Annotated in this window: 11 protein-coding genes; 8 read left to right on the forward strand and 3 right to left on the reverse strand. The window is 44.2% G+C overall.

From position 1 onward, the window contains the following. The first annotated feature begins 96 nt into the window (after nt 1-96). The 4 genes from AC3CID_RS07840 (at nt 97) to catB (ending at nt 2,814) form a co-directional block, all read left to right on the forward strand. Nucleotides 97-813 (forward strand): HAD family hydrolase, encoded by a 717-nt coding sequence (locus tag AC3CID_RS07840; RefSeq protein WP_488527231.1) that lies wholly within the window; start codon nt 97-99, stop codon nt 811-813. A 35-nt stretch (nt 814-848) separates the two neighbouring features. Then, a complete protein-coding gene (locus AC3CID_RS07845) occupies nt 849-1,232 on the forward strand; it encodes a nuclear transport factor 2 family protein (protein WP_488527232.1) in 384 nt (127 codons plus the stop codon). A gap of 124 nt (nt 1,233-1,356) precedes the next feature. Next, nucleotides 1,357-2,088, forward strand: coding sequence for a glucose 1-dehydrogenase (locus AC3CID_RS07850; protein WP_017090681.1), 732 nt, complete (start codon nt 1,357-1,359; stop codon nt 2,086-2,088). Nucleotides 2,089-2,181: 93 nt separating this feature from the next. Next, nucleotides 2,182-2,814 (forward strand): type B chloramphenicol O-acetyltransferase, encoded by a 633-nt coding sequence (gene catB / locus AC3CID_RS07855; protein ID WP_488527233.1) that lies wholly within the window; start codon nt 2,182-2,184, stop codon nt 2,812-2,814. 48 nt (nt 2,815-2,862) lie between these two features. Here the strand turns inward: catB and AC3CID_RS07860 are convergent, their stop codons facing one another. Next, nucleotides 2,863-4,041 carry a BamA/TamA family outer membrane protein gene (locus tag AC3CID_RS07860; protein ID WP_488527234.1) on the reverse strand — a complete coding sequence of 393 codons (1,179 nt, stop codon included), beginning with the start codon at nt 4,039-4,041 and terminating at the stop codon, nt 2,863-2,865. Nucleotides 4,042-4,159: 118 nt separating this feature from the next. Continuing rightward, nucleotides 4,160-4,525 (reverse strand): c-type cytochrome, encoded by a 366-nt coding sequence (locus AC3CID_RS07865; RefSeq protein WP_488527235.1) that lies wholly within the window; start codon nt 4,523-4,525, stop codon nt 4,160-4,162. A 256-nt stretch (nt 4,526-4,781) separates the two neighbouring features. Between AC3CID_RS07865 and AC3CID_RS07870 the strand changes: the two genes are divergently transcribed. From AC3CID_RS07870 to AC3CID_RS07880, 3 genes are read left to right on the forward strand one after another with little or no spacing between them, the layout of a single operon-like run. Beyond that, on the forward strand, nt 4,782-5,033 hold the full coding sequence (locus tag AC3CID_RS07870) for a Rho-binding antiterminator (RefSeq protein ID WP_237299052.1): 252 nt from the start codon (nt 4,782-4,784) through the stop codon (nt 5,031-5,033). Nucleotides 5,034-5,041: 8 nt separating this feature from the next. Then, nucleotides 5,042-5,275 (forward strand): hypothetical protein, encoded by a 234-nt coding sequence (locus tag AC3CID_RS07875; RefSeq protein WP_488527236.1) that lies wholly within the window; start codon nt 5,042-5,044, stop codon nt 5,273-5,275. Nucleotides 5,276-5,323: 48 nt separating this feature from the next. Continuing rightward, nucleotides 5,324-5,773, forward strand: coding sequence for a GyrI-like domain-containing protein (locus AC3CID_RS07880; protein WP_488527237.1), 450 nt, complete (start codon nt 5,324-5,326; stop codon nt 5,771-5,773). Nucleotides 5,774-5,997: 224 nt separating this feature from the next. Here the strand turns inward: AC3CID_RS07880 and AC3CID_RS07885 are convergent, their stop codons facing one another. Next, complete coding sequence (locus AC3CID_RS07885) at nt 5,998-6,588, reverse strand: glutathione S-transferase (protein WP_488527285.1); 591 nt, start codon at nt 6,586-6,588, stop codon at nt 5,998-6,000. A gap of 173 nt (nt 6,589-6,761) precedes the next feature. Here AC3CID_RS07885 and AC3CID_RS07890 point away from each other — a divergent pair, with 173 nt between their 5' ends. Then, complete coding sequence (locus AC3CID_RS07890; RefSeq protein WP_054546343.1) at nt 6,762-9,017, forward strand: peptidase U32 family protein; 2,256 nt, start codon at nt 6,762-6,764, stop codon at nt 9,015-9,017. The last annotated feature ends 39 nt before the right edge of the window (nt 9,018-9,056 follow it).

Raw genomic sequence — 9,056 nt, forward strand, 5'->3', positions numbered from 1 at the left:
AATTAGACTAATTTTGAAACTCAAGACAATAAGGTTTCCCTTAACAGGGCTTCAAGTGATAAATTTAAATCGTCAATTTAAACAACGAGATACCCCATGAAGTTAGATGCCATCCTGTGGGATTACGATGGAACCTTAGTGAATTCAGTTCCAAAGAATATCGCAATTACTAAAGATATTATCTCTGTGGTCGCGCCACACTTATCAGGTGAGAACTTACCTAAATATCTGCTCAGCGAAACGCTTTATCACGAAGCCAACCACGGTGCTAAAAACTGGCAAGCTTTATATGTCGATTATTATGGCCTATCACATGACGAAATGCTGATCGCCGGTGGAATGTGGGCAGAGCATCAAGAGAAAAATCAAACTGCTGTCACCTTGTTTGACGGGATGAACACTGTGGTAAGTCAGTTTGCTCATCTTCCTCATGGGATTTGTTCTCAAAACTCTCAATTGAATATTCGTGGTGTACTCGACAGTTATGGCATTGGCGATTTGTTTAAATCGGTAGTGGGCTATGACGATGTCTCGAACGGCCACCAAAAACCACATCCATTTGGTGGAGTGAAATGTGTTGAGAACATATTTGGCGCCGATCAGTCTAACGAGCTTTGTTTGATGTACATCGGTGACCATGAAGCGGACACACAGTTTGCTCGCAATATTGAAGCAGCATTGAGTAAGAACGCAAAAGTGATTGCCGTGGCCGCCGGTTATAGCCGATCTGAGCCTGAAAACTGGCAAACCAAGCCCGATTATATTGCCAACCATGTCGATGATCTTTTAACGATAATCGGCAAGTACGTATAAAAATCACCACACCTGAATGATTTTAAGGAAGAATAATGACACCAAAACAAGTGGTATTAGGTTTTTGGGATGCAATGCGCAGTAATGATTTTGCAAAGGCGAGTGAATGGCTAGCCGCAGATTTTGAAGGCTATTGGCCTCAGTCGTCTGAATTGACGGTAGGCCGCCACAACTTCACTGCAATCAACTCTGAATACCCAGCCAATGGTGTTTGGAAATTCACCCTCAATTCGATTGTCTGTGAAGGAGATTCCGTAGTAACAGACGTTTCGGTTACTGACAGTGTATTGAAAGACCGAGTGATTACCTTTCACACGGTGGTTGATGGTTTTATTCAAAAGCAAACTGAGTTTTGGCCAGACCCGTTCGAAGCGCCGGCGTGGCGATCGCAGTGGGTTCAGGTTGTATCGAGCAATTAGTTTATATCGATACGATCAGTTTGTAATGAAAACCCAGGTCGTATCGAATAATCAGGTTATATCGAACGATCAGGTTTCATCGAAAAATTAGGTTATAACAAACAAGTGGCATTAGGAGGTTTCATTGAGCAAGGTAGTGATTGTAACAGGCGGAAGCAGAGGTATTGGCGCAGCGACGTCTAAATTGTTGGCCAGTAAAGGCTATGCCGTATGCGTTAATTTTATACACAATGAGTCGCGAGCTGAAGATCTAGTGAACGAGATTCGCGAACAAGGCGGAACCGCGATAAGCGTGCGTGCGGATGTGTCTGTTGAATCGGACGTGAAATCCTTATTTGAGATTGCACGTAACAAGCTGGGCCCAGTGACTCACTTGGTCAATAATGCCGGGATCTTGTTTACCCAGTCACCATTGGTTGATATCGAATTGGATCGCTTTGAGAAGGTGATGAAATCGAATGTATCAAGCTGTTTCCTGTGCAGTAAAGCCTTTATCAAACAAGCGGACGGTGCAGGTTCTATTGTGAATGTCTCATCTGCTGCTTCTCGCACAGGAGCGCCGTTTGAATATGTCGATTATGCAGCATCGAAAGGTGCGATGGATTCACTAACCAAAGGCTTATCGCTTGAATTGGCTGCACGTAATATCCGAGTGAATGGCGTAAGGCCGGGTTGTATCTACACCGAAATGCACGCAGACGGCGGAGAGCCTGATCGCGTAGACAGACTAGCTTCGCAGTTACCATTACAACGAGGTGGCACGCCAGAAGAGGTGGCTAACTCTATCGCGTGGTTACTGTCAGACGAAGCTTCTTATGTAACTGGTTCATTTATTGATATTGCGGGCGGGCGATAGGGCTCGTTAGCTTTTACACTAAGATAGATCAGTAAAAACCATAAACACGCAACAAAAGTACCTAACTAAAAGAACGAAACTAAGAGTACAAACATGAAAAACTATTTTGAGAGTCCGTTTGTCGGAAAGTCACTCAAAGAACAAGTGACCAACCCAAACATCAACGTGGGCGAGCACAGCTATTACTCGGGTTACTACCATAACCATAGTTTTGATGACTGTGCGCGTTATTTATTACCGGATAGAACCGACATCGATAAGCTGATCATCGGTAGCTATTGCTCGATTGGTTCTGGCGCCGTATTTATGATGGCGGGCAACCAAGGCCACCAAAATCAGTGGGTGAGTACCTTCCCGTTCTTCTATCAAGACGACGAGAAATTTGAAGATGCGATAGACGGCTTCGAACGCTCTGGTGATACCTTGATTGGTAACGATGTGTGGATTGGCACAGAAGCCATGATCATGAGTGGTGTTAAGGTCGGTGACGGAGCCATTATCGCAAGTCGAGCGGTTGTGACTAAAGACGTTGCACCATACTCGATTGTTGGTTCAAACCCTGCGCGTCACATCCGTTATCGTTTCAATGAAACTGAAATTACTCAGTTGTTAGAAATGAAATGGTGGGAGTGGAGCGAAGAACAAATCAAAGGCGCGATGCCATTGATGTGTTCTTCAGATATCGACGGTTTGTACCAATATTGGAAGGCGTTCGCGCAATCTTAAATTCAGGCTCGCTGAAATTACAAGTGCGCCTAAATAAACGCACGTGAGCTAGATACCAGCGCCAACTTGAAAATAGAGCGCGGTATCTTCTTCACTGAACGCGAGGTCAATCCCCGAAATTAGACCATAGCGTCTTGCGATAAGGTAACGGAAACCAACGCCGTAAGCCGCGTGAGAGCTTTGATCAAACATGTCTTTATCGCTGTCACCTGCATAACCAATTCCCGTAAACACAGCGGTTGACCAGCGTGGTGTCCATTGTTTGCTTACTTGAACTTCTGCCGCGACCGTGTGCTCACCTTGATAACGATTACGGGCGATACCTCTCAGTTCAATGTCTGGGTAATATTGAGGAGAAAGCACTCGTTCATTGGTCGACAATGATTTGTACTGTCCTCGCAATGCTAGGTTCCACTCCTTGTTTAACTCCCAATAGTTCAGCCCTTCCACATTAAACGTTTGGTAGGTGTAGTCACTGCCAATCGCATCACCAAACCAAAGGTATTCCGCGACATAGTTGTAGCCTTGCGTCGGATTCAAGAAGCTGTTCTTGCTGTCGTATTCAGCGATTAGACCCAAACCGGAAGAGGTCGGTGACGTGTTGCCAATGTTGTTTAAGATTTCTTGCACTTTAGGATGATTATTGAGTGAGAGTGTTGGTGCGAAAAACTGTTGAGAAAACCCAAGTAACCATTGGGAGTCGGGCACTCTAAATTGGATCTTCTGTATCCCGCCCATGCCTTTGAGTCCTAGCTCAACACCTTCGTTTGGAGCGAGTGGAGACAAGGCATTCGGAGAGCTTTGTCTATAAAAGGTCATGTTGATATCGCCATAACCTAATCCACCAAGGTAGCGTATTGAGTCCTCATTCCAACTGCGCTTATGACCAACAAACGCCATCCAAGTGCCATTCTCTGTCGCAAAGCCGCCAATCGCAGTGATTGCAGGGGTGAGAAGCTGCGCGCCACCATCGATGGATTTTTCAGCGAGTTCTTTACGCGTGTTTTTTTGCTCTTCAGATTCGTGCATGAAGATACCAGTGAAGCCGCCACCGTATCCTACCGCAGGCTCTGTAATCAGAATTGGAACAGGAAGAAAGCCGTAGGCATTTTCTGCGAGGTATTCTCCCATATCGAGTTGGCCATCAATTTCATCGATAAAGCTGACGGCGTGTGTTGTCGTAGAAAATAGCACCAAAGAACTGATGGCTAAGGGTTTGAGAGTCATAACATTCCATATTATTCACTATCCATTAAATTGAGTGTAATCAATCAAATAGATAGCGCAATAGAACGAGGAGTATTAACCGATATATCGGTTCAAAAGGCGAATGGAACAGCGTTTACTATTGGATAGCTTCTACGTACGTCAGAATATCCAGAGCATCTTGCTTGGTAATTGTACCTTTCCACGCTGGCATACCTTGTTCTACGTTACCCTCTAAAATGTCATCCGCCACAGAACTTGGACTGGTAAAAAAGCCGCCTAGTTTATTAGCGATATTGGCGGGCTTGTGTGGCAATGAAGCGGCAGTGGGGCCATCACCGTGTCCTTTGTCGCCATGACACACCTGACAAAGCTGTCGGTATTTGGTTTTACCATTGGCGAAGTGGCTCGCATCGATTTCTGAGGCGGCACTCGCATTAAACGCCATTATTGAAGCGACTAAACCTAAGAAAGCTAACACGTGTAAATGGTCTATGGTTTTCATTGTTTTGTTCTCGATTATTATTTAACAATGAAAGAATAAGCGGATGTGAGTAGAAGAAACGTGAATGGATAAAGCGAGATTAAGCTAAGTTTAGAAGCAAGTTTAGAAGCAAGTTTAGAATTAGCTTTAAAAGTAAATTTAGAAACAAGTTTAGTTGCGGACGAACATCAATGTGATGTAGGTAAATGATTGATTATATGCATATTGCATAGTATGGCGTGTCGCATTAGCGTGGTGGATGAATTGGAGGGGTATTATGATTAGTTGCAACGATTACGATTATATTGAGATTGTGTGTATGCACCGATACCCAATCAAATTAACGCTGAAGTCTGGCGAGCAGATTGAATGTGTCGGATTAGATACTCAACACAATGATAGCCGTGAAGAGTGCATTAAGGTCAGTATTCAAGGTGTAGAACAACTTGTCGTACTCACTGATCTTTCCACACTAGAAGTCTGTGTCGACAATCCTCATTTTCAGCAGATTTCATTCAAAACGTCATAGGCTTTCAAATGAATAACACCATAGAACAATGCTATTGCACCGCGTGCAGAGAAGACACACAACACGTTGTTGTGTTGGTCAGAAAGACGAGTGCGTTTGCAGACAAACCTAACCAAAAGCGAAGCGAGTTTTGGGCAGGCATGATAAAAGGTTGGTTCCTTGGCCCGTTTATCGCGTCAATGGATGAATTTTCTCGTCATCTTGTGTGTGAGAAGTGCGGCCATAAAGAGATTGAAGACTAAGTATTGATTTAATATGCTGAAACTAACGTTGGCTAGGAATGAAAACAGATGAAAGTTGAAACGATTGAAGCCGTGAAGGCATACGGGTTCGCAGTGAGAACGACCAATACTAATGAAATGGACCCAGCTAAAGCGAAAATAGGTCAACTGTGGCAAGGGTTTTTCGACCAAGCTTTTCCTAAACTGACACCAGATTCAAAGGTGTATGGTGTCTACACTAATTACGAATCGGATTTTACTGGTGAGTTTGATGTTATCGCGTGTACCAATGCACTAACGGATAACAATTTAGATGACCTAGTTGAAACCGAAATTGAAGCCGGTAAGTACCTAACGTTCTCTGCTGACGGTGAATTGCCGCAAGCGGTTATCGATTTATGGGGCGAAGTATGGGCGTATTTCAATGCGCAGGATTGCCCACATGTTCGAACTTACACGACAGATTTTGAATTCTACAAAGGCGAAACTGAAGTCGAGATTTCGATAGCGATTCAGTGATCAGTTTAAAATAAACAAAAGGCTTAACTTAGACTCTAACATCCGGTTAAAGGACTGCAGTATCCAGTTAAGAGACAGTAGTTATCGGTAACGAGACTGCGAAAAACCAGTTAAGCCTTTGAATATCTGTTCATTCCAAATAAGATACAGTGTCACGTAATTACCTTAATACCCACGCCTTATCTAACCCTGAATTTCCCTAGCTCACCCCAAACTCCCTTAAGTCACCCAAAAACACAATCTTGCTTGGTTTCATTCCACAAAGGGTATTGCTTCATGACTTGGGTGTAGAGCTTACTTTCCAAGTGCGCTCTTAACCAACGTCCTACGTTTTGATATTCAGATTGCACAAACCACTTCTTTTCGACTCGTACAAACTGGCTGACAAAAGGCATCACGGCAAAGTCGGCTAAGCTTGGGGTTTCTCCGAAAAAGTAGGGCTGTTCGGTGAGTAGCGTTTCTAGCTGACTAATGAACGCTTCGCAGGCTTGTCGACGTTGTTCAACATCGATGTTTCGGTAACGAACAGACGCTCTGTACTTTTCTAAGTGGCCAATAAAATCTTCATCGTTGGTTTTGATGAGCTGGTGGACTTGTTGGCTCAGTGTTGGATTACTTGAACGGAGAAGATCTTGAGGATCGTTTTGCTGTAGTGCCCAGTTCATAACATCCAAGCTCTGCTCAATGATTTGTCCATCTGGTAACACCAATACCGGAACAGTACCTTTTGGCGAACTGGCCAATAGTTCGCTAGGCTTGTCTTTGGTAACGATTTCTCGAAGTAACACTTTTTGCTGTGATAGTGCGATGCCCATTCGTCCGCGCATGGCGTAAGGGCAGCGACGTAAAGAATAAAGGATAGGTAAATCGGATTCGTTTGGCATTATTGAGGTCATTTAGTTTGAAAAGTGTTGTTAGGTGGTAAAGAGATCGTGATGTAGGTAGAATACGCGGCTTAAAAATTATAAGTAAGTGAGCGACTTCAAAAATGAGCAGAAAGATTGAGTTATTAGCCCCAGGTGGCGATGTAGAGGCGATTAAAGCAGCTATCGTAGCGGGTGCTAATGCGGTTTATTGCGGTTTAGACACCTTCAACGCTCGTAACAGAGCCTCTAACCTATCGTTAGATGAGTTGAATGGTGTGATTCGCCTTGCTCATGAATACGGTTGTGAAGTGTTTCTGACTCTTAACGTTGTGCTGCTGGAGCATGAAATTAAGAGCATCACTAAACTGTTGAACCAGCTTGTGAACACTAAGCTTGATGGCATCATCGTCCAAGATCTTGGTTTGTTCGATTTGGTGAAAAAGCATTTCCCATCGTTAGATGTTCACGCATCGACTCAGTTAACGACACACAACGAAGGCCAGATTAAGTTCTTGTCTAAAATTGGCGCAACACGCGTTAACTTGTCTCGTGAATTGAACCTGCCAGAAATCAAAATGCTGACGGAAGTGGCACACGACCACGATGTTCTAACCGAAGTGTTTGTACATGGCGCTTTGTGTATCGCATTCTCTGGCCAATGTTACTCAAGCTCAGTAAGTGTGGGTAACTCAGGTAACCGTGGCCGTTGTAGCCAAGCATGTCGTGATGAATACGAAATCACTGATGCAGGAAACAAGTTCCCACTGAACCTGAAAGATAATTCAGCGTACTACGACCTACCTGAATTGGTTGACGCGAAAGTCGACTCATTGAAAGTTGAAGGCCGTATCAAAGGCGCACACTACGTATACACAGTGGTTGATACGTGGCGCAAACAAATTGATAGCTTTGTAGAAAGTGGTTTGTTGATCGAAGACGATTCGAACCTGCACAAAGTATTCAACCGTGATTTCACCAACTCTTTCCTAAAGGGTAACCTAACGAAAGACATGTTCATTGATAATCCTCGTGACAACAGCATGAACTACGCCGTTGATAAAGCGACGAAAGAGAACAATGAAATCTCAGTGGTACAAATTCAAGAAGTGACCAGCGATCTTTATGAAGCGAAAAATGCCCTAGGCAGTGAAATGCGCGACAAGATCGAGTTCCTTGATATTCGTAAAACACCCGTGTCATTGTCGTTTAGCGCTAAGGTGGGTCAACCATTTACGGTGACAGTGAACACACCAAAAGAGAACTTTACGGTTCAATCTCAATCGTTATTGGCAACAGCTAAAGAGACTGCAATTACTCAGGCGTTACTTGAGAAGCGTTTCAAATCAGTGAAGAGTGCGGTTCATACGCTAGAAAACTGTAACTACGACAACTTAGATGAAGGTCTGATTCTTCCTTTGAAAGAAGTGTCGGTCTTAAAAGACGAAATCGATTTCATCTTAAACGGTTCTGTGAAAGTGATTAAGCATGTTGAAGTGCCAGCACTGCCTCAGCAACCAAAGGTTAACGAGAAGCCAACCATGTCGATGCTTATCGCTGATGTGGAAGACTTGCACCTGTGTGACGTAACTGACGCGGATGTTTATTTCAAACTGCCTGAAAGCTTCAAGAAGCGTTGTAACAAGTACATCGACATCTTGGCAGCAAACCCACGTTTGATTCCTTGGTTCCCAGCAGTATTAATCGGCAAAGATTACGACGAAGCGGTTCGTATTCTTGAAGAGATCAAGCCAGCTCGCATCGTGACCAACAACACGGGTATTGCTTACAAAGCTTACGAGATGGGAATTGAGTGGGTTGCAGGCCCGTTCATGAACACGACCAACTCTCACGCACTGGTTACGCTGAAAGAAGAGCTGAACTGTGCTGGTGCTTTCATTTCGAACGAGATCAACAAAGGTCAGATTCGTCATATTCGCCGCCCAGAGAACTTCAAACTGTTCTACAGCATCTACCACCCAATCTTGATGATGACCAGCCGCCAGTGTTTCTTCCAAAGAACTGTGGGTTGTAACAAGCCAAGCATTGAAGCCGGTTGTATGTTGAAGTGTGAGAAAGCGACCACGATTACCAACGTGAAAGGCATCTCTTTCGCGGTTGATAAACAGAAGGGTGGCTACCCAAGCATTTACAACCACGAGCAGTTCTTAAACCATGACGCTGTAACGGATTTCTCGGGTCTGTTCGACGAGTTCTTCATCGACCTAACCAACATCGGCGCGGGCTCGAAAGAAGTACAAGACAAAGTAGAGCTGATTAAGCACTTCCAAGGTTTGATTGACGGCGTTGATGGCTCACAACAGAACCTAGAGCAGATGGTTGAAGTTCGAACTAATGCTCAATACGTCCAAGGCTTATAGGGTTCAAGGTTTATAGCTTCTAAGGTGAGAGCGTTCAAG

It is taken from the genome of Vibrio sp. QJM3NY_21 (assembly GCF_057785975.1).